The organism is Arthrobacter sp. M4 (genome assembly GCF_020251205.1).
Classification (GTDB): Bacteria; Actinomycetota; Actinomycetes; order Actinomycetales; family Micrococcaceae; genus Arthrobacter.
Window position 1 is genome coordinate 1 of sequence record NZ_JAIWYX010000019.1, and the last position, 24,058, is coordinate 24,058.

Below are 24,058 nucleotides of genomic sequence, written 5' to 3' on the forward strand. Positions count from 1 at the left end.
AACGATGCACCTATCCGGAGGTTTTCAAATGAGGCAACGAATCACTTTTGCCGGAGGTATTGCAATGAGGCAACGGGCCCCTCGCGTTGACTCAGCCCCCGGCCCTTCGGTGCCCGCCGTTGCCCCCGCCGCGACCGCGCCGGTCAGACACCTTCCTTAGGAACTCCTCGGCCACTGCATGTAGTTTTTGGTTCCTGTTGTTTGATGCACGTACCAGAATGTTGAAGGCCTCTTCCTGGGAGCAGCGGTTCTGGGCCATGATGGCGCCGCACGCCATATCGATTGCGGCACGGTTGACCATAGCGGCGCGCAGGTCTTCGGCTAGGAGTTTCTCGGCTCCGATGCGAACCGCTAGTTGCAGTGATGTTGAGGCGAGGGATGCGAACGATTCGGCCGCCTGGACTGCTTCCGGGCCGAAGGCATCAGGGACGGCGGCGAAGAAGTTGATTGCGGCTTGGGCTTCGGAGCCAATATCCAATGGCATGCCTATGGCGGCAGCATAACCGTTGAGCGCCATGGCCTCAGTGAGACGGGGCCAACGATGGTCGTGGGCAGCATCGTTGAGGACCACGATCTCGTTACGATCCAGCGCGTCCAGGCAGGGTCCCTCGCCCAGCTCCGCTTCTGCCTCCTCGACGTTCCGCGCCTCTGCACAATTTGCCCCCACAGCCAAGGCCCGCTTGCGCCGCCGCAGGGTGATGGAGCAATCTACCGGACAGCCCACTGCCGAAGCTACGGCTTCCACGCCAATTGCTGTGAGTCCGTCAAGGAAATCGTCCAAGTTGGTCGATTGGAGGATCATTTCCTGAAGGCGCTGGAGGGAGGAATCGAAGCCGCTGCTCCTCATGGATTCATGCTACGCCGGGGCAGGCAGGGCCGGGAGGACTTCAGCGCTAGGCGGATTACTCGTCAGCCAGATCTTCGATGGCGCGCCGCAGAAGGTCGATGTCGCCGGGACTCATGGATCCGACACCGTGAATGTAGGCGTCGAACTCCATGTAACCTGCTTGGCCGCCGTAACCCCAAAATCGCAACCAGAGGCCCATCAAGGTCATCTCTGTTGTTCGCAGCAGATCCCTTGCCATAACCTGGGGGTCCTGCACATTTGTCATTATTCACCACCCCTCCTGTATCTCAAGGCAACGGGGCAACCAGCGGATCGCCTTCTGTTAGCTGTGGAATTTTCTTGGCGCGCCCTGTGGAAGCCGCCATTAGGTGAAATGTGTGCTCACGGACCCGCCGCCGGCGGATTCCACTATGCTTGCTGCCACGTCACGGAGTTTGACGTTGCGGTTGCTGGAGGCCCTCTTGATTAGTTCCAGAGCGTCGGCCTGGCTGCAACGATTCTGGGCAATGATGATGCCCACTGCCATATCGATGATGGTGCGTGATTCCATTGCCGCCCGCAGATCCGCAGCCGTCTGGCTGTGTTGGGCTATCAGCACGGCCAAACGAAGCCCTTTGGAAGCCTGTTCCACGTATTCGGTGGCGCGTTGTACTGCCAACTGGTCAAAGCCCCGGGGGCGCTCGCAATAAAGGTTGAGCCCTGCCCTGGCCGTGGACTCCGGCATGGCAAAGGGAACCGCCAAGATAGAGCGAACGCCCTGCTGGCGAGCTACCTGGTTGTATTCGGGCCAGGTGTTGTCACGCTCCAGGTCCGGGATGTGGACCAGCACCTGCTCTTTGCAGCAGGTGAGGCACGGGCCTTCCTTGAATTGATACTGAAGCTCGTCCAACAAGAGCGCGTGGTGGTCACTGTACGCGACGGTAGCCGCTCGCCTATGGCGAAGCAGCGTAATTCCACAGAAGACAGGACCACTCGAATCGCTGAGCCGGCCCGCCGAGTGGCGTGCGAGTTCCGTCAGGAAGTCTTCGACGTCCGGCGTTTCCAAGAGGAGATCCTGGACGTCAGCTAGCACCGGGTGCTGATCGTTGATTTGTTGTTCCATGCGGGACCTCCAGATTGGCGCCGCGAGGCCGATCTTCCCGCCGCGCCGTGTCCACGGTATGGGTTTGTTGGGTCAGGCGGGGATGCCGCCTTCATCCAGCGGGTCGGGGCTGCTGTGGACTATGTAATCCGTGGCCGCCGGGCCAATCATTGCCAGCCCTGGGTAAACCAGTCGATCCGACACGATCGCCGGATGGATATTCAGCCTCGCAAGTTCTGTCCGGAAGGTCACGTCCGTGACTGGACGGCGCTGGCCTAGGGCGCACCAGCTCACATAAAGGCCATAGAGCTGATCAGGGTCAAGTCCGGTGAAAGTGTCATCCCGGGTGGTGCAATCGCGCAGAAAATCGCCGATGGGTGGCTTGGCCATTTTGGGTTTTCCTAACATTTTTGGCGGTCAAGCCCGCCGGTCTGCATCAGCGGATTATTCTGCCAATGTATCCCCTAGAGGCGTCCCCGTCCATCGGGAAATCTTGACGTGTTCGGGCGAGGGAAAGCCCATAGTGCCCGGCCGAAATGCCCCGAAGATCACAAGCGTCCAGAGTTCCTACGAGACTGTTGCCAAAGAGATAGTAAGTATGCTTCTCTTTTTGTGAGTCTTGCAATGGGCTTGCCGCGTCCGATCCCAGGGGAATGTCTATGCTGCAGGACACCAGACTGTCTTTCACCCGCCACGCCCGTCCAGTGGAGCGCGACTCCCACTATTCGTCGCCCGTGCAAGGCGCCATCAGACGCAGCCTCCGGGACGACTTGGTCATGGACCACCTTGACTTGGCGGAAGCCATAGCACTTAGGTACTCGTCCCGTACCCACGATTTGGCGGATGTCAGGCAGGTCGCTTACATGGGCCTTGTGAAGGCCGCCCGGGGCTTCGATCCAGCCAAGGGCGAGAGCTTCCCGGCCTACGCCGCGCCGACCATTTCGGGAGAGGTAAAGAGGTACCTGCGTGACCACTGCTGGATGGTGCGGCCGCCCAGGACAGTGCAGGACATTCGGCGCCGCGTGCTGGCCAGGCGGGAGGAACTGGCACAGGCGCTGCACAGGTCACCCACAGACGAAGAACTGGCCTCCGATTTGGACGTCGAGTCCAGCCAGATTCGCGAGGCCCTTGCGGCTGGCAGCAGCAAGCGTCCGGATTCGATCGATGCGCCGGGTCCCGATGGTTCGCCAGGCCTGGCAGGAACGTTGGCTGCGGCTGGGAGCAGGACGGACCACCTTGAAGACGTCATTGCCTTGCGGAACGCCATCCGCTCTTTGAGTCCCGAGGATCGGCATGTTTTGTACCGGCGCTACTATCGCGAAGAAACGCAGCAGGATATAGCTGAGGCTCTGGGCATGTCTCAAATGCAAGTGTCGCGCCGGCTGGCAAAGATCCTCGTCGCCCTGCAGAAACAACTGCTCGCAGAGGAACCTCAGCGGGACAGTCGCGAGACTGCATCAAGGACATCCTGAACACTCACCGCCAGCAACGCAGGGTCCGGATCGGCGGCAAAGATGTCGCCCCGCCGGAGTTCCTCGTCGGTCAGAACTATGTGCGGACCTGGTGGCGGTCCCCATTCCGACGGCGACGCTGGTCCGAAGAGTACTACGGAGGGTCGGGCATACCCCGAGGCGAGGTGGGCTGCGCCAGTGTCTGCGGAGACCACCAGCTTGGCTTCGGCGATGGTTGCCGCGAATTCAGCGAGCGTTTGCCGCCCAGCGAGCACCGCGCCGTCGTCGGGGTTTGCGCTGTTGCTGAGCGCTGCGAGGGCGGCCGTCTGCAAGGCGCGGGGCCTCTCTGCTGCGCCGCCGGTCAGTACGACGTGGTGGCCCGCGGCTGACAGTTCGGCCGCCACTTGGGCGAAGCGCTCCACCGGCCACAGGCGGCTCCCGTATGCCGCTCCGGCGTGAACCACGGTGGCGCCAGGTACGGGGGAGCTGACGGTGGGTGTTTCGAGTCGGTAGTCCAATGGGTCGGCCGCGATTCCGTGCCATTGCAGCAGCCGCGTCCAGCGGACGCGCTCGTGGAGGCTGGGTTGCCATTCCGGTCCTGACATTCCCGGACCGTTGTGCGCGATGACCCGCCGCGCCTTGAGTTCTGCGACGCGTTGCCGGCTCTCCGGCCCTCCGCCATGCAGGTTTACGGCGACGTCCACCGAACCGGACGGAAGGTCGATTGGGTCGTCGAGCCCCTGAGTGGGGAATAGCTCGATGTCTCCGCCCACCAACTCCAGCGCTTCCGCGAGCCAGCTTTGCGCGGCATACATCATGCGGTGCCCGGGGAATGCGCGCCGCAAGCCCCGCAAGGCGGGCACAGCCACCAGGAGATCGCCGAGTTTCAGGGCGCGCAAGACCAGCAGCAGGGGCCGTCCGTCACTTGCAGGGTTCTCCATTAGTCCTCCCGCTTCAGGAGTCTAGCTGCGGGCAGGGAGAAGAAATCAGCACAAAAAGTAATCAGCAAGCTGATGTTTAGTCTGTGGGGAATCGGGAACGTCTTCGACTATGGGAGGAACCGGAACGTTGAAGGCGGTCTTTTTCGACCGCGACGGAACCTTGGTTGTTGATGTGCCCTACAACGGTGACCCGGCACTGGTGCAGCCTGTGGACGCAGCACAGCCCGCCCTTGACCGCGTCCGCAGTTCCGGATTGGCCACGGGGGTCCTGAGCAACCAGTCGGGCGTGGCCCGCGGCATGCTGACACTCGAGCAGGTCCGGGCCGTCAACGATCGGATCGACGCTCTTCTAGGCCCGTTCGATGTCTGGGAAGTCTGCCCGCATGGACCGGATGAGGGCTGCAAGTGCCGGAAGCCTTCGCCAGGGATGATCCTGAATGCCTGCAAGCGGCTGGGAATCCAACCGTCCGAGGCGGCGCTCATTGGGGACATCGGCGCCGACATAGAAGCGGCGACGGCGGCTGGGTCACCAGCAGTTTTGGTTCCCACCGCGCAAACGCGGGCGGAGGAGGTGTCGGCCGCCAGAGTCGTGGCTCGGGATTTGGAGCATGCCGTGGCACTCCTGCTGGAGTCCAGGGAATGAGCCGGGTCTTGGTGGCTCGGCTGGACAGCATGGGGGATGTGCTCCTCGCCGGGCCCGCCGTACGGGCCGTGGCGCATGGCTTAGGGCCCGACGGCCGCCAGCGCAACGACGTGGTGCTGCTCTGTGGCCCCGAGGGCGCGGCGGCAGCGGAGATGTTGCCGGGCGTCACGGAAGTGCACACTTGGCCGTGCCCCTGGATAGTCAATCCAGCTCCCGCGGTGGATTCTTCCCTCACGGATGGCCTCATTAACTTCGTCCGTAGTTCGCGGATCGAGGAAGCGGTCATTCTCACGTCGTTTCATCAGTCGCCGCTGCCGTTGGCGTTGTTGCTTCGCCTGGCGGGAGTTCGGCGGATCACAGGGGCATCCACGGACTACGCAGGTTCCCTGTTGGACGTTCGGCTGCGTCCCGGGGAGGACTTCCCGGAGGACCAGCCTGAAGTAGCGCGGGCGCTGGGTATTGCCCGGGCGGCAGGATTCGCCCTTCCCGAGGGCGACGACGGCAAACTTCGCCTTAGGGGCGTGCCGGAACCCACTGGCGTGGTGGCCGATGCGGTGGGCAAGGGATCCTATGTGGTGGTCCATCCCGGCGCCACGGCACCTGCGCGGGCCTGGCCGGCATTGCACCACGCCGCAATCGTGGAACTGTTGGAAGCTGCCGGGCATCGCGTGGTGATCACTGGATCGGCCAGCGAAACATCCCTGACGGCAACTGTTGCGGGACCTTCCGGTCATGACTTGGGCGGCAGGACGGATCTCCCGACCTTGGCCGCCGTACTGGCGGGGGCCGGCGTCGTAATTACCGGAAATACCGGGCCAGCCCACTTGGCGGCCGCCGTTGGCACGCCCGTTGTATGCCTTTTTGCGCCGGTGGTTCCAGCTATCCGGTGGGCGCCCTACGGCGTCCCGCTCGAATTGCTGGGGGATCAGGAGGCGCTGTGCCGGAACACCAGGGCCAGGGATTGTCCGGTGCCGGGTCACCCGTGCCTCAGCACGGTGACGCCGGAACAGGTCCTCGAAGCCGTGGAGAGGCTGCTGGTGGGAGTCTCCTCGCTGACCACTCGACGGAAGGTATGGAAGCCATGAGAATTCTGGTTTGGCATGTCCACGGCGGATGGATGGAAGCTTTTGTCCGTGGGCCGCATGAGTACCTGGTCCCCGTCCTTCCCGACGCAGGGCCGTGGGGCTTGGGAAAGGGCGGGCGCGACTGGCCCGCATCCGTGCAGGAAGTGGAACTGGATACGCTGGACGCGGACAGTGTCGACGTGGTGGTCCTACAGCGGCCTGAGGAAAATGCCGCCGTGTCCAGGTCCCTTGGACGCCGCCCGGGCCTTGAACTTCCCGCCGTCTATGTCGAGCACAACACGCCCAAAGTCGATGTCCCCTACACGGTTCATCCCTTCGCAGACCAGCACGCCATACCTGTGGTGCACGTAACGCACTTCAACCGGCTTTTCTGGGACACAGGATCGACACCCACGGTGGTCATTGAGCACGGCGTTCCGGACCCGGGCTACCTTTACACGGGCGAACTCGAAGAACTTGGCGTGGTGGTCAACGAGCCTGTCCGTCGAGGCCGGGTCACGGGGACCGATCTCCTTCCCGACTTCGCCGCGGTGGGGCCCATCCGAGTCTTTGGCATGGGCACTGAAGAGCTGCCTCAAGCCCTGAACCTCAAAGCCACGGGGCTCAGCGAAGAACGGCTCAGGATCGCCGGAGACCTTCCCGCAAGTCAATTGCACGCCGAGTTGGCCCGCTGCCGGCTCTACGTGCACCCGCTTCGCTGGACGTCACTTGGCCTGTCCTTGCTGGAAGCCATGCACCTTGGCATGCCCGTCTTGGCGCTCGACACCACGGAAGCCGGCCGCGCGGTTCCGGACGGGGCTGGAGTGGTCTCCAACGACATTGCGGCTCTGCAGGTTTTTGCCCGCAGGCTTCTGGACGATCCCGAGGAAGCCCGCACCATTGGGAGGATCGCCCGGGAGGTGGCGTTGGAGCGGTACGGGCTGGAGCGTTTCCTGGCCAATTGGAACGAATTGCTGGCCGATCTCCATTCCGGAACGCCCGGGGCGGCAGCGGGGACCGCCGCGCGAGGGCCGACGCAGGGCCAGCTCACGACGCACGGCCAAGTCACTGAGAGGACGTATCCATGAAGATCGCCATGGTTTCCGAACATGCGAGTCCGCTTGCCGCACTGGGAGGCGTTGATGCCGGAGGACAAAACGTCCATGTTGCCGCGCTTTCCTCGACCTTGGCCAAACGCGGCCACCAAGTCACGGTATACACGAGGCGCGACGACCCCGATCTTCCTGCCAGGGTTGCAGTCGCTCCCGGCCTCGCCGTAGTGCACATCGATGCAGGGCCGCCCAGGCAGATACCCAAAGACCAACTCCTGCCGTTTATGGGGGAACTCGCGGAGGGTATGCGCCGGGACTGGAAACGGCATGCCCCGGACCTGGTGCATGCGCATTTCTGGATGTCCGGACTGGCGGCACTGCAGGCTTCGCGGCGAACCGATCCAGCCAACCCCGTGCCCGTCGTGCAAACCTTTCACGCTTTGGGTTCGGTGAAGCGACGCCATCAGGGCAGCGCGGACACCAGTCCCGTTGCCCGGGCATGGCTGGAACCGTGGGTGGGACGCGCTGCGGATTGGGTCATCGCCACCTGCCCCGACGAAGTTTTTGAGCTTAAGGCCTTGGGCATAGACCCGGCCAAGGTATCCATTGCCCCTTGCGGCGTGGACCTCGATCTATTCCCCGGGACCGGTGCAGCCGAGCCCCGGACCAGGACGCACCGGATCCTCAGCGTCGGTCGCTTGGTGCCACGGAAGGGTGTGGACCTGGTCATCGAAGCGCTGCCACTGCTCTCGGAGGCGGGCTTTGCCGACGTCGAACTTATGGTGGTGGGCGGCTCGGGCGACGCTTTGACGCTCGAGGACGACCCGGAAGCCCGGCGCCTCACGTCGCTGGCCCGCCAGATCGGCGTCGAACACCAGTTGAGCATGCGCGGACAGGTTCCCCGCAACGCGATGCCCGGTATTTTCCGCAGCGCCGACGCAGTTGTGTGCACGCCCTGGTACGAGCCCTTTGGCATTGTTCCGCTCGAAGCGATGGCCTGCGGAGTTCCCGTTGTGGCTGCCGCCGTCGGCGGACTGAGGGAAACGGTGGTAGACCAGCAAACTGGACTCCACGTTCCGCCGCGAGATCCAGCGGCCATCGCAGCGGCCCTGGCACGCCTCCTCGCCGACCCGGAAATGCGATCAGACATGGGACGGGCCGGAACCCGCCGCGCCCAGTCACGCTACTCGTGGGAGCGGGTGGCTTCCGATACCGAAAAGGCGTACCGCACACTCCTTGCCACCCACCGCTCGCAAAGTTCCGGGGAGGGCCTGGAGCCGCTGGAAGGAGCAGCCCTGTGACCACCGAATACACGGTCCCAGACACCGTCCCCGCTGGTTGGACCGGTTCCCCGCACTTCCGGGGGGCGCCCGCGAAGGGCGTGTCGGCCGATGTTGCCCGGCACCTCGACAACGTGATGCCAGCGTTGGAGTCCCTGCGCTCCCAGGCGGACCGACTGTCGGCTTGGGGAGCCGAACTCGCCGTCCGCCTGCTGGCTGGCCAGCGGCTGCTTGTGGCCGGCAACGGCGGTTCCGCGGCGGAGGCCCAGCACCTCACCGCTGAGCTGGTGGGAAGGTTCGACGACGAACGGGCACCTTTCTCTGCCATCGCTCTGCATGCGGAAACTTCGGCTGTCACGGCTATTTCCAACGATTACGGCTACGAGGAATTGTTCGCCCGGCAGGTCCGTGCACACGGCCGCGCAGGAGACGTCCTCCTGCTGCTCTCCACCAGCGGACACAGCCCCAACCTGCTGAACGCCGTCCGCGCCGCGACGGAGCGCGGCATCACAACCTGGGCACTGACAGGCCCAGGACCCAACCCGCTTGCCGCCGCCTGCCACGAGGCCATCACCGTGGACGCCCTTGCTGCCAACGCGCAGGAAGGGCACTTGATCGCCGTCCACGCCGTGTGCCGCGCCTTCGACGCGGAAGTGGCCCGGCGGCAGTCGGTCATGCAGGGTCACGCGCGGGAAGACGGCCTAGGCAATAACGGATCCAACCGGAGCAGATCCCTCCGGAGCGGATCGCGCCGGGACGCTTTGGAAGCGACGCCTCCGGGCGGTGCTACGCAGTGAGGGTAACAGTGGTGGGGGATGTCCTCCTGGATGTAGACATCAACGGCCGCTCAACGCGGCTCAGCCCTGACGCGCCGGTGCCAGTTGTCGACGTGGACGAGGTCCGCCGTCGGGCCGGTGGGGCCGGATTGGTGGCCACGCTGCTAGCCCAGGACGGGCACGACGTCGGACTGGTCACAGCGCTGTCCGACGACGCCGGCGCCTTGCATTTGAGGCGCATCCTGGCAGGCAGCGGCGTGACAGTCCTTGCTGGGCGGCCCTTGGCGCCCACACCCACCAAGACGCGCGTGCGCAACGGCCAGCGCCCGGTGGTCCGCTACGACCAAGGCTGTGCGCCGGCCCCGGTCCCGGATTGCACGGCCAAGATGCTGGCCGCCATTGCTTCTGCGGAAGCGATCGTCGTTGCCGACTACGGGCGGGGGATTACCGCGAACCGTGAGATTCGTGCGGCGCTGGCGGAGGTCGCTTCCCGAGTGCCTATCGTGTGGGACCCGCATCCTTCCGGCTCGCAGCCCGTTGCTGGCGTCGCCGTCGTGACGCCCAACCTGTCCGAGGCGCTGGCCAGCGCCGGCATGACGTCGGACGGGCCAGTCCGGCCTGCTTCGGCCGCGGCAGCCCGTCACCTCAAGGACTTGTGGAGCAGCAACGCTGTTCTGGTCACCGTTGCCGAGGACGGCGCAGTGCTGGTGCAGGGGAAAGACTCGGCGAGGGATGCCGTCACCATACCCGCTCCGAAAACCACCGTAGACGACCCATGTGGCGCAGGGGACCGGCTGGCTGGGAGCCTGGCTATCTACTTGGCTGAGCGCCGCAGCCTGGTGGAGGCGGCAGCCCTGGCGGTCGCGGAGGCATCAGGCTTCCTGGCCGCAGGCGGTGCAGCCGCGCTCGCCGGTGAGGCCGCCCCACCGGCCGCCCCTTCGGCTCAGGCGGCTTCAACGCTCCCTCTGCTTTGGGGCCCTTCCGGCCAACGCGCCGGGAACTCTCACCGGAGCGATGGGCAGCATGGAGCGGGAGTTCCCGACGGCGTTGCCCTCGCCAGTGCGGTACGGGCCGCAGGAGGCACCGTCGTCGCGACGGGCGGCTGCTTCGACCTATTGCACGCCGGTCATGCACGGACACTGGCGGCAGCGCGCAAGCTGGGGGACTGCCTCATCGTCTGCCTCAACACAGACGCGTCGGTTCGCCGGCTCAAAGGGCCGCGTCGTCCCATAGTCAGCGAGGAGGATCGGGCCGAACTCCTCCTTGCCCTGGAGTGCGTGGACGCCGTGATCCTTTTCGACGAGGACACGCCCGAAGCCTGCCTCAGCCGCTTTCAGCCCGATCTTTGGGTAAAGGGTGGCGACTACAACGCCGATGAGTTGCCGGAAAGCCGGCTCCTGGCCAGCTGGGGTGGCCGTTGCCTGACCGTTCCCTACCATCCGGCCCGTTCCACAAGTGGCCTGGCTGAGGCCTTGGCCAGGGTCGGCTAGGCGACGTTGCCTTTGGCAGACCCGCCCACAAAAGAAAAGCCCAATCCAACGAAAGGAACCTGCATGAACCCGCAAAACCAGCTGTCCTTCCGTGCCAACCGCGTCATCGTGACGGGGGGAGGTTCCGGCCTTGGGGCCGCCATAGTGCAGGCGATCCGGGACGCCGGGGGCACGCCGTTTGTCCTGGACCGCGACGTCAGCAACGTTTCCGAAGCCAAGGCCTTGGAAGTGGACGTTTCCAACCGTGAGGCAGTTGAGGCTGCCGTCCGGGAGGCTGCCGAGACGCTCGGTGGCCTGGACGCGGTGGTCACGGCCGCAGGAATTGACCGCTGTGGCAAACTCGCGGACGTGCCCGCGGCCGAGTGGGAACGGGTGATAGGCGTGAACCTCCTGGGCACGGTATCCGTAATCCGCGCCGCCCTGCCTTACCTCAAGGAATCCCGCGGCCGGGCCGTGACGATCGCCTCGACCCTGGGCCTGCGGGCGCTGCCTGACGCCACTGCGTACTGCGCCTCGAAGTTCGGCGTCATCGGCTTCAGCCGGGCCCTCGCTGCCGAAACTGGAGGCGAGATCGGAGTTACCACGGTGATACCCGGCGGCATGAAAACCCATTTCTTCGACGACCGCGATGAACAGTACAAGCCGCAGGACGACTCCAAGCTCAACGATCCGGCCAACGTGGCCCAAGCCGTGGTGTTCGCGCTTTCCCAGCCATTTGGCAGCGAAGTGCGCGAATTGCTCATCTGCCCCGCGGAAGAAGGCTCGTGGCCGTAAGGTCCAGAACGTCCTGGGTGACTTTCTGCGGCGAAACATCGGCCACCAGCGAATCTTGGTGCCCGCAGTGCGGAGCAGTCCACCCCACCTGCGTGACGTCGATGCCACAGCTGGGGCACCGGGTCACCCAGGACATATGGACCCGGTGCATTCCCCTGCCCCGCGGTCCGGCGTTGATGACGTTCCCCAACCAAAAGATGCCAACGGTAGGTGTTCCGAGGGCCTGGGCCAAGTGTCGCGGCCCGCTGTCACTGGCGAGCATCACCGTGGCGGAGCCCAGCAACGCTGCGAGGTCGCCGATACTGAGTTCTCCGGCCAGTGATCGGGCAAATTCGGCCGCCTCCGGAACCCGCCGGGCCGTCAGTTCAACCACTTCCTGCGCCAGGGCTTTCTCCGTGTGGTCGCCGATCACAAGCACTTGCGCGCCCTCCCCGACGGCGGCTGCGGCCGCCTCCGCAAAGTACGGCGCCGGCCATCGCCGCCGGGGGTCCGTGGCGCCGGGATGGACCACAAGGAGGGCCCGCCGTCGGGAGTCACGCAAGCCGGCAACATTCTGCCGGTGCTCCTCCATCGGCACCAAACGGGGGGTCGGCACCGGCGGTGCACCGGCGTAGCCTGCCAGTTCGAGCCAACGGTCGGGCTCGTACTGGTAGTACACATAGTCCAGGTTTCGTTCCAACGGCGCGGCGTCCGGCGTGCGGGTTCCGACGGTGTGGCGGGCTCCAAGGCGCAGCACAAACGGATTCGAGTAGCGGCCGCCGCCGTGCATTTGGACAGCGAGGTCAAACGCACGCTCCTGCATGCGCCGGAAGAAGTCGTCCAGCTGGACGGGATCGCCGCCATGTCCCTCGTGCACGCCCTTGGCGAAGGGCAATAGCTCCACACCGTCCACGGGACCATCGGTCGCGGCGGCAAGGGCAGCGTGGAGTTCGGTTCCCAGCAGGGTCAGCTCGGCTTCCGGGTACCCAGCCTTGAGCGCATGGAGCGCCGGGTACGTGTAGAGCAGGTCGCCCAGCCCGCCTCCCCGCAGGACGGCGATCCGTTTGACGTCATTGAACTTCGCGAGGACCGGTCCCAGGCCCGCGTACTGGACCGCCTCAGGATGCTGTGTCTTGGTTGCCATGCGTGCTCCTTTCGGTCCCGGAACGGCCGCGGGGGCACAGGGAATGCCGCTACCCGCGTGTGAAAAGGCGGCGGAGGGGTACGGACCCAAAACAGGACCCGCTCCGCTTCACCCGGAAGGTACCCCATGACGCGCTTGTCCAATCAAGAAGGCCTGGCAGAGTGGCTTCCCCGCAGCCTGGCCGAAGAACACCCTGTGGTGACAGTGATCGGGGACGCCATCCTGGACGGATGGTGGGACGGACTCATTGAACGCTTTTGCCGAGAGGCACCCGCCCCGGTTGTGGAAATCGGGCACCGGGACTTCGCCCCCGGCGGTGCCGCCAATACGGCCATGAACCTCGCCGCGCTGGGCGCCGACGTGCGCTTGGTGTCCATCATCGGTGAGGACACCGCCGGCCGGGAGCTCACCGCCCGCTTGGCTGCTGCCGGCGTCGACACCCGCTATTTGGTGACGCACGCCGACATGGTGACCAGTACCAAATACCGGATCAGCAGCGGTGGACAGCTCCTGTTAAGGCTCGACGACGCTGCTTCCGAAATTCCGGCGCGTGCCCTTGATGAGCTGGGCGCCATGGTTCCAGGTGCCGTGGCCACCAGCGACGCTGTGGTCCTGTGCGACTATGCGGCGGGGGCCCTGGATGGCGAGGTCCGCGCCCGTTTGTTGGAAACCTTGGCCGAGCGGGACGGAATGCTGTTGGTCGTGGACGCGCATGATCCCGCCCGGTGGTCGCAGCTCCGGCCCGACCTCGCAACGCCGAATGCTCGGGAAGCCGCGCAGTTGCTGGGCACCAAGTGGCCTTCCGGTCCGGAGCGGAGCTCGGCCGTCGAGTCGCGCGGCACTGAGCTGCTGGACGCAAGCGGGGCGGTCGCCGTCGTCGTCACCTTGGACCGGGACGGAACCATAACCCTAACCGCCGCCGACGGAACTCACCAGGCCGAACACCGCGCCAGCGGGTCCAGCCAGGCGGTTGCTACACACCGGGCGGTTGTCGCACACAGGACTTGGGCCCGCCCGGAGGTGGAGAAGCAGGCGAGCGGTGCCGGTGACACATTCGTCGCCGCGCTAACGATGGCCAGGGTGGTCGGACTACCCCTCACTACCAGCCTTGACCTTGCCCAGGCGGCAGCCGACGTAGTGGTCCACCGACCGGGGACATCGGTATGCAGCACCGAGGAACTCTGCCGCCACATAGCGCAATTCGCCGAAACGGCATTGCTGGCCGGGGAACTGGAACAGCAGATCGAGGCGCACCGCCGCGACGGGCACCGGATTGTGCTGACGAATGGCTGCTTTGACGTCCTGCACAGGGGCCATACCCGCTACCTCAACCAAGCCAAGCAGCTTGGTGATGTCCTGATTGTTGCAATCAACAGCGACGCCTCCGTGCGCGAGCTCAAAGGACCGGACCGGCCGGTGAATCCGGAGGCTGACCGTGCCGCCGTCATCGCAGCCCTGAGTTGCGTGGACTACGTGACGGTGTTTGATACGCCCACTCCCATCCCGCTCATCGACCTTCTGCAACCCGACGTCTACGCCAAGGGCGGCGATTACACACCGGAAATGCTTGCCGAGACAGAGGCTGTGGAGCGCTACGGCGGAACCGTGGCCATTCTGGACTATGTGCCGGAGCACTCCACCACCGCGGTCCTGGAACGTATCCGAACGGCTGGTGAAGGATCCGGTACTGCTGACGGAGAGGGGGAGGCGGCCGTCGTCGATGGCTAGCCAGCCCTGGACAAGAGCGCGCTTGAAGTGTTTGGGAAGATGTCGCACCGTTGGACTGGGGGAAGCCATCCGCAGTACTGCCAGCAAGGACTGGCGGCAAGCAGCCAGCCACGCCCACCCCCGTTCGTAAGGAGAATGCGAATGCGCATCGTTGTCATTGGAGCAACCGGGAATGTTGGCACTGCCCTGTTGAGGAGGCTGCAGTATGCCCGCTCCGAGGAAGGCCGCACCGATTTGGAGCTCGTGGGCATATCCCGGCGCAAACCGGATCCGTTCGCTGCACCCTATCGGGACGTGGAGTGGCACAGCCTTGATGTGGGTGACCCCGATGATCTCCCCGCCTTGGAGCACGTCCTTGCCGGGACGGACGCCGTGGTGCACCTTGCCTGGCTGATCCAACCGAACCGCGAACTGGATTTGTTGCGACGGACCAACGTCACTGGAACGGAGCACATGTTGATGGCGGCCAGTGCAGCCGGAGTGCAGCACATTGTGTGTGCCTCGTCCGTGGGTGCGTACTCCGCAGCCCCCAAGGACAAGAGGACCACGGAGGAATGGCCAACGCGCGGTATTCCGGGCTCCCACTACAGCGTCCACAAAGCTGAACAAGAACGTCTCCTCGACCAATTCGAAAAGGAGAATCCGGATGTAATGGTGGCCCGGCTGCGTCCCGGGCTAACGTTCAACAGCCAGGCCGGCAGCGAGATTGGCCGGTACTTCCTGGGTGGCCTCCTGGCCCGTCTGGTTCCCAGGAAGCCCCGCCTGCCGCTGCTTCCCGTCCCAACACAGCTGGTCTTCCAGGCAGTCCATGCCGACGACGTAGCTGACGCCTACTGGCGCGTCCTGGACCGACGCGCCGCCGGCGCGTTCAACATAGCGGCCGAACCCGTCGTCGACCCCAACGCACTTGGCTGGTTGCTCAACGCCCGCAGGGTGTTCCCATTGCCGCTTCCCGTGCTGCGCGCCGCCGTCGACCTCAGTTGGCGGCTGCGCCTCCAGGTGACCGACGCCGGGTGGATCGATATGGCTGCCGGCGCGCCTGTCATGGACACAACCCGGGCGCGCGAGGTGCTGGGCTGGTCGCCGCGGCATTCCTCCCTTCAGGCCATTAGCGAGGTAATGGAAGGCATGGGCTCGGGCGCCGGACAGGCGGCATCACCGGCCCTGCTTCCCAGGAGGTCTCGCTTCTAGGGCCCTAGTTCACGTCCTCCGCGATGACCGTGATGATCCGGCGGAGGCTCATTGCCACCGAGGCGGCCGCATTGACGGAGGCCTGGCCCGTCGCAACGTCGGTGATGGTCTGGCTCAGTGCCGCGACTACCTCCTTGGCTTTGGCAAGCCTTTCAGCGTCCACGGTTTCTTCGCGCCAGTCGTTGACGAGCTCGGCGATCTCCTGCAGCGCGTCGGAGAGGGTGCGGGCCACGCCTTCGGGAATCACGGTGCCGGCGTTCTTTTCCCAAATGGCGCTCGCCAGGACGTCCGTGACGTCTTCCACGTGGAACGTCAGCCGCTCTACACTCCGGACCCCACGCAGATGCCGCGCCAATTTGCTCGCTCGACGCCGGGAGCGCGGATTGGCCTTGGCGCTGAGTTCCGCGTCCTTGACGGCCTGTCGCACATCGGACGCGGTCTTCTCCAGTTCCTCGGTGCGGCTGGCCCACTCTTCGTGGTCCGGTGGCCAGGACTCCACCATGGCCTGCGCCATGTCCTCAAGCTGTTGCGCCAGGGCGCGCTGGTGACCCGCGAATGCCGGCTCGACGGCATCCAGGTGCAACGGTGGGAAGACCAGCCAATTCACGGCGAAGCCGAGGCCGACTCCCAAGGCCATCTGGAGCACGTACGCGATGGAGAAGCCCTCCGCATTTGAGCCACCCAGCACCAGCACGAAAAGCGCTGCCATGGGCACCCACTCCGACGCGCTTCCAAGTCGAGGCAGGCCTCCGACCAGGATGCCAAGGCCAACCACCAATGCCACGGCCCAAGCTGAGGGCTGTGCCACGGCCGCCACGCCAAAGGCCATGCCAATCCCGAGCAACAGCCCCAAAAGGCTCTGCAGTCCGTGCTTAGCGGACGCCGCCACGGTGGGGTGCATGCTCACCAGCACGCCCAGCGGAGCGTAGTACGGGTAGGCCGCCGCCGGACCGGGCATAAGGGGTGCCACCACCCAGGCCAGTCCTGCCGCAGTTGCAGTTTTGGCGGCGAACATTAGGCGGTGTCCGGAGAATGCGTGCCGAATGGCTGATTTAACGGAATTCATGCAACAGGTTTCATTCAGACGGGTATGGCCCAAGCTAGCCCGCCCTCAGGGAGTCTGTCGAGTCGGGAATTGGTGATCCAAGGCCCACGTTGAGCGTGATGTGCCTTGACATCCACCTTGAGTGAGAGGTGAATGGGGGAAGAGGTACTAGGTGAAGCAGAACGCCATCGGATAAGCCACGGGTCCGCCCGCGATCCGATTTAGCTGTCGATTAGACAAGGCGGCCTGCAACATGTGCGATTACGGCCATACAAAGCTACGAACATACCGTTCCCCACCTGCCATTCCCGCTTCCATGTCCTCCCGAGGATCCGCCCGAAGCCTGCCGCTGAAAAGGCTTGATGCGGCCCGGCGGGGCACTGTGGTGGTGCGGAAGGATTTGTGCTGAGATGAGAGAAAGGGCATACCGACCCGGTACCTTTCATCTGGCAGGGATTGGAGCGGTCATGGACACTGATTTGCCACTGGCCGACGAATTGACAGCCGTATTTGCCCGCGCCACCAACATGCTCCTGAGCGAGGAAACTGTTCCACAGCACTGGAACTCATCACGCAGGCCGCGGTTGTGGCTGTGGACGATGAACTGGCAGGTGCCGGTGTGACGCTGGTGGATCCCGATGGAAGACGCAGTAGCGCCGCTTCCACCAATGCCGATTCAGCGGCGGCGGATGCGCTGCAATACGAACTTGGCCAAGGGCCCTGCTTGAGTGCTTGGGCATCCGGCCAGCCCGTCGCGGTGGAAGATGTGCGCGCCGATCTGCGCTGGCCGGAGTGGTCGACTGCTGTTGAACCCCTAGGTGTCCGAGCCTGCGTGAGTGTTCCACTATTGACTGGGGGCCTCGCCTTCGGCGCCATCAAGGTCTATTGGGATAAGTCGATGGTCATCACTCCACGGCTGGTGCGGCTCATGGAGCTGTTCGCCGCACAGGCTGCCATCTTCCTGGTCAATGTCCAGGCGAGGGAACGCGTGAGGACCTTGAGCGAGCAACTGAAGAGTGCGCTTGCGCAGCGCGACGTTATTGGCACGGCCAAAGGAATCACTATGTCCAGTCAAGGGCTCGGTGAGCAAGCTGCCATGAGGCATTTGATGACGAAGGCCCGCGACGAGAACCGGACGTTGCGGGACGTGGCTGAGGAAGTCATCGAGTCCATGGCTCCACCTGCCACATAGCCGAAGGTGAACCATGGCCCTCCCAGGGGAAGAGGACGAACAACGCCGACGGTTCCGGCAAGCATTCGAGGCCGCGGGCCTGGCATTGGAACAGGTCTGGATGGCCTACTTTGGCATCGGTGGAATGTCCGGTCTCATGGAAGTCCAGGCATATGTTCATGGAGCATTGAGGTTGCCTGCTCTTGAACGGGACCTTCTGGCGCATGCACTGAACGAGACCTTGGACGAACTGGGACTCGACACTTACCACGCAAGCTACAGCCACGAAGTGTTTGGCCGTGAGGACGACCCTACTAAGCCAGACCTCGACGCAATAGCCGATGACGCCACAGCCGATGCTGACGGCCCGAGCCCTCGGGACGACGATGAAGCCAGCGACTGGCGGTCCGATTCCTAATTGTCGAACAGAGTCTGGCCGCCGTGCCCGGTAAGGTCTCCCAGAATGTCCCGGGCCACGGCATGAAGCTTGCCGTTCCGATCAGTGCATGCCCGCGCCAGGATCGCAAAAGCAGTCTCCGCGCTGCACCGGTGCTGCGCCATCAGGGCGCCACACGCCATGTCAATAGTGGTCCTGCTCGCCATGGCTACGCGGAGGTTTTCGGCCAGCAGTTGCTCAGTAGCTATCCGGACGGAAATCCTGAGGGCATCCGAGGCCACTTTGGCGAAGTCCTCTGCGGCATCAACAGCCACCGAATCGAACGCCTGCGGCTCCGGTGCCATGAAGTTCAAGGCGGCGTCAGCGCCGTCGTCGAGCACCATGGGGACGCCGAGGACCGACTCATAGCCGTTGCGCTCCAAAGCCTCTTCCAGTTGGGGCCAGGGATTGTTGTTGTGGGCGTCCTCCAGCACCACGGGTTCATGCGTATCCATGGCCGTAAGGCAAGGACCGCCGCCAAGGTCCAATTCGGCGTGATCGACGGCGCGGGCCTCTGAGCAATTGCCGCCTACAGTGAGTGGCCTTTCGGGTCGGCGCAGCGTGACGGAGCAATCCACGGAATGCCCGACGGCAGAACACACCGTGCTAGCCGCCAGGCCAGCAAGTTCATCGAGGAAATCGTTGACGGTGCGAGTATCGAGGATCAATTCCTGTAACTGGATGATCGATGACGCGCCTCCGGGATCCCCCGTGGGCTGTATGCCCGGATCCCTCATAAGGCCAGTCTACGCTCGTCCCTCTTGGGGCGGGCTGGCCTGGCCTCGGGATCAGCTGGCTCCTTTTCGTGATTGAAGGTCGTTCTGGAGGGTACGGAGCAATTGATAGTAATCATGCTTACTATCCCGGCTGCTGCCCGCAGCCTGCCAACTGTGGAAAGAGAGCACAATGAATGAGAGCCAATCGCCGCAGGACGGACGCTTTGCGGCACCAGCAGGCGCCACGCATACAGGCGCCACCCAATCAGGCGCCACCCAAGTAGGCGCCACCCAAACAGGCGCTGCGCAAACAGGCGCCGCCCAAACCGGGGGCGAAGGGAAAGTCGACGCCACGAAGCATGAAGCGGCGGAGGTTGCCAGCACCGCTGGCCAAGCTGCCGAGGGCGTGATGGAAACTGCCAAAACCGAGGCAGCCCACGTCGCCCAGGACGTGCAATTGAACGCGCAGAAGCTGTACCATCAGACCCGCTCAGAACTGTATGAGCAGGCAGAGACCCAGCAGCAGCGAGTCGCTGATGGCTTGCGCGCCCTCTCCGCGGAATTGAGCACCATGGCCTCCGCATCCGACCAGCACGGAGTGGCGGCAGACCTGGTCAATGAGGCTGCCCAGCGCTCCGCCTCGGTTGCGGACTGGCTCGGTAACCGGGATCCTGGCTCCGTCCTGGACGAGGTGAAGAGCTTCGCACGACGCCGGCCTGGCGCCTTCCTGCTGCTTGCTGCTGGAGCCGGGGTGGTCGCCGGACGACTGGGGCGTGGCCTTGCCGGTGGCGCCGAGCCCGCCGCGACAACCGCCCGGCGCCCTCAGGCACCTGCTCCCGTAACCGAGGATGGACGTCCCGGGGAATTCGGAATAGAGGGTTCGGACCCGGACATGGCGAGTGGCGCTTACCGCCCGGCTGCCGGAACTGCCGTACCACTTCCACCGGTGGACCTGCCTGGTCCAGACGCCACAACCGCTGGTGTAAGCCGTCCAGCCGGTCCCGCCAAAGTGCAAGGGGATCCCTTTGACGGCTACGACGGCGGCCCTGACCCCGACAGCGACCCCGAGCGTAACGTCCCGGGCCTGGACAGGCCTCGCAGTGACGATTCGGACCGTACTGACCCGAACTGGGGAGCCTTTGGAGGTAACAGATGACCAACCAGGACCTTCCTCCCACCACAGCCAGCACGGCGGCGCATGCCAAGGCCGAGTCGCAATCCCTGTCTGAGTTGCTGAGCGACCTCACAAGCGACGTCTCCGTCTTGATGCGCCAGGAAGTTGATCTCGCCAAGGCGGAGCTCAAGGAATCCGCCGCAAGGGCCGGAAAGGGCGCGGGAATGCTTGCCGGTGCGGCGTGGGCCGGGCATTTGGCCACCGTGTTCCTGTCGCTGGCGGTGTGGTTCGCCCTTGGACTGCTGATTGGCCTTGGCTGGTCGGCCTTGGTAGTCGCGATTATCTGGGGGATTGTCGCTGCGGTCCTCGCAATGCGCGGCCGCAAGGAGATCACGTCGATAAGCGGCCTGCCCCGCACTGCCGAGACGGTGCGTGAAATACCTCCAACCTTCAAGCCGAACACCCAGGAGAGACGATGACCCAGAACCCGGAAGCCCTCCGCGCCGATATTGAGGCAACACGTCGGCGGCTCAGCACTGACGTGGACGCAGTCGCAGACAAGATCACACCTTCGCATATAGTTCAGCGAAAGATGGACAGGGTCCGGGATGCCGTTTTCGGCGCCCGCGACGACGTTGAACATTCCGCCCGCACGGCAGCGCACCGGGCACAGGGGGCGATGTCCGACGTCGGCGATGTCCCTCAGGTGGTGGCCCGGAAGACGCAGGGGAGTCCAATAGCGGCTGGCCTGATCGCCTTCGGCGCGGGGCTGCTGGTATCTGCCCTGTTCCCGCCTTCGGAGAAGGAACGTGAAGCGGCGCAGGCCGTGAAGGAAGCCGCCGAACCTGTCACCTCGAGTGTCAGCGAAGCTGCCCACGAGGTCGCGGATCATCTGCGTGAACCGGCAAAAGAGGCCGCGCAGAATGTACGGGACTCGGCCACGGAGTCAGCACAGCACGTCAAGGCCGAGGGTGAATCGGCCGCGTCTGAAGTCCGGGAACGCGCCGAGGTTGCGCGTGACCGTGTACAGGATCAATAGGGGCCAACGATTTGAGGCCCCAGGCCGGTGGGTGGCGCCGGTGAGTCGCGCCGGTGGTCGCGCCGGTGGGTCGCCTTCGCAGCTCACCGGCCGCGGTGACCTGAAAGGCCGACGGCAGCCCTCCGCCGTCGGCCTTTTACGTCACCGTCGTTTGCCGAAACCTCGTCGTGCGCGAGCGTTACCGGACTTCGAGAATCAGCTCCAGAAGCCTCGCCGCCGCCGGGCGCGCGGCATGTTCGTCCACCCACTGCGCGCGGGCGATTGCCTTGCTGACCGCCTGGGTAGTGATGCCGAGTTCATGCGCCACTTCCTTCTGCTGCCCACGAACGCCGGGGGTAAGGAGGTCCAGGACGCGCCATTCGGCGATGGTGCGGTGCTGGATGATGTGGCCTAGGAGTCGTAGTACCGCTTCTGCCTGCGCTGCTTCCTTGGCCAGTGGGCCCTCGACGGCCACCGGTACCCGGTCCGGCCCCGAACGCAGCCTGTCAACCGCCCGACGCGCATAGACCAGCCCGTGTCCTGTGGCGAGCCTGATCTGGTTGGGGAGGGGTTCGTTGACCGGTCCCACGCCGATTCCTACGTACCACTTCGCGTTCCGGAGGGCGATGAGCGCGGCATCGACGGCCTGATGGGAGGAGTCCACAATCCCTTGGACTTCGTCCTCCACCGAGCGGTCGAAGTCAAGCAGCGCAGGGATGTGCCGCAGATCCTTCAGGAGCTGCGGCACTTGGTCGCCGTCGCGGCGGACGTCACGCTGATTGATCGTAAGGGTGAACATTGGACCACAGCCTACCGGCTGCCGTCTGTCAGTTCAGTGAATTCGTTGCAATTCGCTCCCGACGTCGGCAAGGGGCCTCGCGGCGGTAAAGGCCGCCGGGTGTTGTGGCTGGCTTTCGCTATTCCTCGGTGTATGTCTCGCTGGCCGTGAAGCCGGCCCGATCGACCTTCCGGTGGTAATGCACTCCAGCTATACCGCCCAGAATTGCGCCTACCAGTGCCACTGCCGCGACGACCACCGCTGCGATAATTCCGGCGGTAGTCAGCTGTCCTTCGTTCATCGGGATCCGCGGGAAGCTGTTGAGGTTAGCCAGGATGTTGTACTGCTGGCCTGCGATCATGCCCAGCAGAGTGACCAGCACGGCCACGATGAGCGCCCAGAGCCACACCATGAATCCCTGCCTGGCTCCGTCAAACCGTGCCATGCGTCCGGCCACGTAACCGCCCGCGTAATAGGAAACGAGCAGGATCACCAGGAGCACCACAATGCCCACAATGCCTACCGTCTCAGGTGGAGCTTGGCTGACGTCCGTCCGCGTCGCCAAGCCGACGGCGGTGCCCGCTGCGGCAACCAGCGCCGTCAATAGCACTGCCATGCCGGTTGCGGTCAGCCAGCCAAAGAAGGCAGAGCCAACCTTGATGCCGCCATACTCCTCATGTTCACGGGCAACGACGGTTTCTCGACCGACCTGGCCGGTTTCGGCGACGGGAGCCGTGGTGCTGTAATCGACCGTCCGCTCGCCGCGCATTCCTTCATCACGGGTTTCCGTTGTGTCGGAAGTCGTCGTGGGCTCGTACGGCTGGTGCTCGTGGCGGCGGTGGAAACGCCTCCTGAAGGGACCTACTGCGCTACTCATCTGGAACCTCGCTCTCCTTGGCCCAACCGGACTCCTTGGTGAATCCGGCACCACAAAATGCAGAACCGTAGCTTGGTCTCAAATCAACCTAACCACTGCATGCGAGGAATTAGCAAGGGTGCTTACTAAATGAGTGTGGGTCAGTCCAGCCGGGTCGCGCCCGTCAGCGGCGTTGGTGGCAGCGCTTTGGATGCAATGCCCTCCGCGCCCGCAACGCCGGCGTCCACCATCGCGGATTGGAGCGCAAGAACAAGGGGAGCGGGATCGACGTCGCTCTCGAACACGTAGAACGCCGCCCCCGAGCGGAACACCAACGCATTGCGCCCGCCCGCGCCAAGCGGCGTCATAGAGCTGGCCTTGAGCAGGCGCGACGGACCGGGCCCGGACGATGCGGTGACGGCTCGGACGGAGGTGGCATCGACGTCGGACCAGCGGAAGATCTTGGTGAGTTGCGGCTGCGAGAATCCGGTAACCAATCCGCCGTCGAACACCAACAACTTGCGGAAGCTGCGCAGCAGCGTCAGCGACCACAGAACCAGGCCTGTCAGGACACTGATCAGCAGGAATAGCGGTAAATCCTGGAACAGGCCCGGTTCACGGGCGGAGCGGCCGGGAGTGACGAACTCGTTGATGGTACCCAACAGGAAACCGGCAACCAGGCAGGGCAGCAGCGCCTTCCAGTAGATATGGCGCGACGACGCGATGAACCTCAGGCGTCCCAGTTCCGGGTCAAGGCGACCCTCGGCCCGGCGAACCAGCCAAGTCCGCCCGTCTAAGCCCGATGGAACAGCGTCAGCCATTCTGTCCTTTGTTCTCATAGAGGCCGGGAAGCTCCTGCCGTTTAGTCGCATCAGCCTGTTCTTTGGCTGCCTGCTCGGCGATCTTCGGATCCGGCACGGGCGCCTGGCCCTGAGCCAGCCCAGAGCGCAGGTCAACGGCGGTGAACTTGGCCTCAAAGCTGTCGCCGCCGCTGCCGCTGAAGATCGCGGCTACGCTGAGCACCAAGTACAGCGGTGCGAAGGACCAACAGATTGCCCGCCAACCGCCCAGCCAAGCGCCGGAGCGTTGACCGTTGGAGATCCGGACGGACTTCATGCCCGCTGCCAGATCGCCCAGGCTGCCCAGGGCACCGAAGACGAGTCCGTACACAAACAGCACGCCGAACCAGATCGCGGCCATGACACCCACATACACTCCGGTGCTGGAGAACATTGCCATGGAGAGCGATCCGAACGCGAAGTTCTGGTTGGCCGCATTGACCGCACCGATCAGGACCCCGGCCACCACCAGGACCACCAGCGCATCCAAGCTTCGGCCCCAGAAATGCGCCCAACCGGCCTTACGAACGTAGTACTCGCCGGTGTTCGGGTGCTGGAACACCGGGCGGGCATTCGCGGCGTCGATCAGCCCTGTTGAGGATGGTTGTGTGGAGCGGCTCATTATGCCCTTCTGGTAGGCGGTT

General features: G+C 64.4%; 28 protein-coding genes. 16 read left to right on the forward strand and 12 right to left on the reverse strand.

Annotated elements, in window-relative coordinates:
- Positions 1–91 precede the first annotated feature (91 nt).
- From LD110_RS20410 to LD110_RS20425, 4 genes are all read right to left on the reverse strand, one after another.
- Complete coding sequence (locus tag LD110_RS20410) at positions 92–847, reverse strand: GAF and ANTAR domain-containing protein (RefSeq protein ID WP_225501658.1); 756 nt, start codon at positions 845–847, stop codon at positions 92–94.
- A 55-nt stretch (positions 848–902) separates the two neighbouring features.
- Positions 903–1,112, reverse strand: a complete 210-nt coding sequence (locus LD110_RS20415) for a hypothetical protein (protein ID WP_225501660.1) — start codon at positions 1,110–1,112, stop codon at positions 903–905.
- A gap of 99 nt (positions 1,113–1,211) precedes the next feature.
- A complete protein-coding gene (locus LD110_RS20420) occupies positions 1,212–1,949 on the reverse strand; it encodes a GAF and ANTAR domain-containing protein (protein ID WP_225501662.1) in 738 nt (245 codons plus the stop codon).
- A gap of 72 nt (positions 1,950–2,021) precedes the next feature.
- On the reverse strand, positions 2,022–2,318 hold the full coding sequence (locus tag LD110_RS20425) for a hypothetical protein (RefSeq protein WP_225501663.1): 297 nt from the start codon (positions 2,316–2,318) through the stop codon (positions 2,022–2,024).
- Between the two features lie 269 nt (positions 2,319–2,587).
- Here LD110_RS20425 and LD110_RS20430 point away from each other — a divergent pair, with 269 nt between their 5' ends.
- Entirely contained in the window at positions 2,588–3,400 is an 813-nt protein-coding gene (locus LD110_RS20430) for a sigma-70 family RNA polymerase sigma factor (protein ID WP_225501665.1), read from the forward strand.
- Here the strand turns inward: LD110_RS20430 and LD110_RS20435 are convergent.
- Entirely contained in the window at positions 3,361–4,320 is a 960-nt protein-coding gene (locus LD110_RS20435) for a glycosyltransferase family 9 protein (protein WP_225501667.1), read from the reverse strand. The genes LD110_RS20430 and LD110_RS20435 overlap by 40 nt on opposite strands.
- Before the next feature lie 109 nt (positions 4,321–4,429).
- On the opposite strand from LD110_RS20435, the gene LD110_RS20440 reads away from it, so the two are divergent.
- From LD110_RS20440 to LD110_RS20470, 7 genes are all read left to right on the forward strand, one after another.
- On the forward strand, positions 4,430–4,963 hold the full coding sequence (locus tag LD110_RS20440; RefSeq protein WP_225501669.1) for an HAD-IIIA family hydrolase: 534 nt from the start codon (positions 4,430–4,432) through the stop codon (positions 4,961–4,963).
- Positions 4,960–6,048 (forward strand): glycosyltransferase family 9 protein, encoded by a 1,089-nt coding sequence (locus LD110_RS20445; protein ID WP_225501671.1) that lies wholly within the window; start codon positions 4,960–4,962, stop codon positions 6,046–6,048. Before LD110_RS20440 ends, LD110_RS20445 begins: the two co-directional genes overlap by 4 nt.
- Complete coding sequence (locus LD110_RS20450; protein ID WP_225501673.1) at positions 6,045–7,115, forward strand: glycosyltransferase; 1,071 nt, start codon at positions 6,045–6,047, stop codon at positions 7,113–7,115. Before LD110_RS20445 ends, LD110_RS20450 begins: the two co-directional genes overlap by 4 nt.
- Positions 7,112–8,380 (forward strand): glycosyltransferase, encoded by a 1,269-nt coding sequence (locus LD110_RS20455; protein WP_225501675.1) that lies wholly within the window; start codon positions 7,112–7,114, stop codon positions 8,378–8,380. The genes LD110_RS20450 and LD110_RS20455 overlap by 4 nt, the downstream gene beginning before the upstream one ends.
- Positions 8,377–9,156: an SIS domain-containing protein gene (locus LD110_RS20460; protein WP_374200373.1), complete on the forward strand. Its 780-nt coding sequence runs from the start codon at positions 8,377–8,379 to the stop codon at positions 9,154–9,156. The genes LD110_RS20455 and LD110_RS20460 overlap by 4 nt, the downstream gene beginning before the upstream one ends.
- Positions 9,153–10,625 carry a PfkB family carbohydrate kinase gene (locus LD110_RS20465; RefSeq protein ID WP_225501676.1) on the forward strand — a complete coding sequence of 491 codons (1,473 nt, stop codon included), beginning with the start codon at positions 9,153–9,155 and terminating at the stop codon, positions 10,623–10,625. The genes LD110_RS20460 and LD110_RS20465 overlap by 4 nt, the downstream gene beginning before the upstream one ends.
- Before the next feature lie 63 nt (positions 10,626–10,688).
- Positions 10,689–11,399 carry an SDR family oxidoreductase gene (locus tag LD110_RS20470; RefSeq protein ID WP_225501678.1) on the forward strand — a complete coding sequence of 237 codons (711 nt, stop codon included), beginning with the start codon at positions 10,689–10,691 and terminating at the stop codon, positions 11,397–11,399.
- Here LD110_RS20470 and LD110_RS20475 read toward each other — a convergent pair.
- Positions 11,365–12,522 carry a glycosyltransferase family 9 protein gene (locus LD110_RS20475; protein ID WP_225501680.1) on the reverse strand — a complete coding sequence of 386 codons (1,158 nt, stop codon included), beginning with the start codon at positions 12,520–12,522 and terminating at the stop codon, positions 11,365–11,367. The genes LD110_RS20470 and LD110_RS20475 overlap by 35 nt on opposite strands.
- Before the next feature lie 126 nt (positions 12,523–12,648).
- Between LD110_RS20475 and rfaE2 the strand changes: the two genes are divergently transcribed.
- Together rfaE2 and LD110_RS20485 are read left to right on the forward strand one after the other, a co-directional pair.
- Positions 12,649–14,250, forward strand: coding sequence for a D-glycero-beta-D-manno-heptose 1-phosphate adenylyltransferase (rfaE2, locus tag LD110_RS20480; RefSeq protein WP_225501682.1), 1,602 nt, complete (start codon positions 12,649–12,651; stop codon positions 14,248–14,250).
- Positions 14,251–14,391: 141 nt separating this feature from the next.
- Positions 14,392–15,441, forward strand: coding sequence for an NAD-dependent epimerase/dehydratase family protein (locus LD110_RS20485; RefSeq protein ID WP_225501684.1), 1,050 nt, complete (start codon positions 14,392–14,394; stop codon positions 15,439–15,441).
- Between the two features lie 4 nt (positions 15,442–15,445).
- Here the strand turns inward: LD110_RS20485 and LD110_RS20490 are convergent, their stop codons facing one another.
- Positions 15,446–16,507 carry an aromatic acid exporter family protein gene (locus tag LD110_RS20490; RefSeq protein ID WP_225501686.1) on the reverse strand — a complete coding sequence of 354 codons (1,062 nt, stop codon included), beginning with the start codon at positions 16,505–16,507 and terminating at the stop codon, positions 15,446–15,448.
- Positions 16,508–16,953: 446 nt separating this feature from the next.
- On the opposite strand from LD110_RS20490, the gene LD110_RS20495 reads away from it, so the two are divergent.
- Genes LD110_RS20495 through LD110_RS20505 form a run of 3 tightly spaced genes read left to right on the forward strand, consistent with a single transcriptional unit; the run spans position 16,954 to position 18,075 of the window.
- Complete coding sequence (locus LD110_RS20495) at positions 16,954–17,109, forward strand: hypothetical protein (protein ID WP_225501688.1); 156 nt, start codon at positions 16,954–16,956, stop codon at positions 17,107–17,109.
- The gene (locus LD110_RS20500) at positions 17,079–17,678 is read left to right on the forward strand and encodes a GAF and ANTAR domain-containing protein (protein WP_308012467.1); all 600 of its coding nucleotides are present in this window, start codon (positions 17,079–17,081) and stop codon (positions 17,676–17,678) included. Before LD110_RS20495 ends, LD110_RS20500 begins: the two co-directional genes overlap by 31 nt.
- A gap of 13 nt (positions 17,679–17,691) precedes the next feature.
- A complete protein-coding gene (locus LD110_RS20505; protein WP_225501690.1) occupies positions 17,692–18,075 on the forward strand; it encodes a hypothetical protein in 384 nt (127 codons plus the stop codon).
- On the opposite strand, the gene LD110_RS20510 is transcribed toward LD110_RS20505, so the two are convergent.
- Positions 18,072–18,830: a GAF and ANTAR domain-containing protein gene (locus LD110_RS20510; protein ID WP_225501692.1), complete on the reverse strand. Its 759-nt coding sequence runs from the start codon at positions 18,828–18,830 to the stop codon at positions 18,072–18,074. The genes LD110_RS20505 and LD110_RS20510 overlap by 4 nt on opposite strands.
- A gap of 169 nt (positions 18,831–18,999) precedes the next feature.
- Here LD110_RS20510 and LD110_RS20515 point away from each other — a divergent pair, with 169 nt between their 5' ends.
- Genes LD110_RS20515 through LD110_RS20525 form a run of 3 tightly spaced genes read left to right on the forward strand, consistent with a single transcriptional unit; the run spans position 19,000 to position 20,962 of the window.
- Complete coding sequence (locus LD110_RS20515; protein ID WP_225501693.1) at positions 19,000–19,965, forward strand: hypothetical protein; 966 nt, start codon at positions 19,000–19,002, stop codon at positions 19,963–19,965.
- Positions 19,962–20,402, forward strand: coding sequence for a phage holin family protein (locus LD110_RS20520; protein WP_225501695.1), 441 nt, complete (start codon positions 19,962–19,964; stop codon positions 20,400–20,402). Before LD110_RS20515 ends, LD110_RS20520 begins: the two co-directional genes overlap by 4 nt.
- The gene (locus LD110_RS20525; RefSeq protein WP_225501697.1) at positions 20,399–20,962 is read left to right on the forward strand and encodes a DUF3618 domain-containing protein; all 564 of its coding nucleotides are present in this window, start codon (positions 20,399–20,401) and stop codon (positions 20,960–20,962) included. The genes LD110_RS20520 and LD110_RS20525 overlap by 4 nt, the downstream gene beginning before the upstream one ends.
- Before the next feature lie 178 nt (positions 20,963–21,140).
- On the opposite strand, the gene LD110_RS20530 is transcribed toward LD110_RS20525, so the two are convergent.
- The 4 genes from LD110_RS20530 to LD110_RS20545 form a co-directional block, all read right to left on the reverse strand.
- Positions 21,141–21,740, reverse strand: coding sequence for a hypothetical protein (locus tag LD110_RS20530; RefSeq protein WP_225501699.1), 600 nt, complete (start codon positions 21,738–21,740; stop codon positions 21,141–21,143).
- Between the two features lie 118 nt (positions 21,741–21,858).
- Positions 21,859–22,596, reverse strand: coding sequence for a hypothetical protein (locus tag LD110_RS20535; RefSeq protein WP_225501701.1), 738 nt, complete (start codon positions 22,594–22,596; stop codon positions 21,859–21,861).
- A gap of 140 nt (positions 22,597–22,736) precedes the next feature.
- Positions 22,737–23,396 carry a hypothetical protein gene (locus LD110_RS20540; protein ID WP_225501703.1) on the reverse strand — a complete coding sequence of 220 codons (660 nt, stop codon included), beginning with the start codon at positions 23,394–23,396 and terminating at the stop codon, positions 22,737–22,739.
- Positions 23,389–24,036: a hypothetical protein gene (locus tag LD110_RS20545; RefSeq protein WP_225501705.1), complete on the reverse strand. Its 648-nt coding sequence runs from the start codon at positions 24,034–24,036 to the stop codon at positions 23,389–23,391. The genes LD110_RS20540 and LD110_RS20545 overlap by 8 nt, the downstream gene beginning before the upstream one ends.
- Positions 24,037–24,058: the final 22 nt, after the last annotated feature.